Annotated in this window: 1 protein-coding gene; it reads right to left on the bottom strand. The window is 59.0% G+C overall.

What is annotated here, in order from left to right:
• Positions 1-238 (bottom strand): GlsB/YeaQ/YmgE family stress response membrane protein (locus SB754_RS20300; protein WP_410784167.1); only part of this gene is annotated, 238 nt, incomplete at its 3' end.
• Positions 239-273 lie beyond the last annotated feature (35 nt).

The following is a 273-nucleotide window of genomic DNA, read 5'->3' as shown; positions in this document are numbered from 1 at the left end:
AGAACCATCCGCCGCTTGCGGTGTCGAAGGCGAAACTCAGGAGGAAGCCACCGAGGAAGGCGCCGATCACACCGACGACGATGTTCAGCAGGATGCCCATCTCTTTGTCGGTGCCCATGAACTTGCTGGCGATCCAGCCGGCGAGACCGCCGATGATGATGTAGCCGACGATTCCCACCGAGGTGGTGGTGGTCGATCGCTCGGCAAGAATCTCAACCGCTTGATACGAGGTGCTCACTGCATATTCCTAACGTCGTTGTCGGAACTGTCCGG

The organism is Leifsonia sp. SIMBA_070 (assembly GCF_046534635.1).
GTDB lineage: Bacteria > Actinomycetota > Actinomycetes > Actinomycetales > Microbacteriaceae > Leifsonia.
This window is presented reverse-complemented; position numbering and strand designations above follow the sequence as displayed.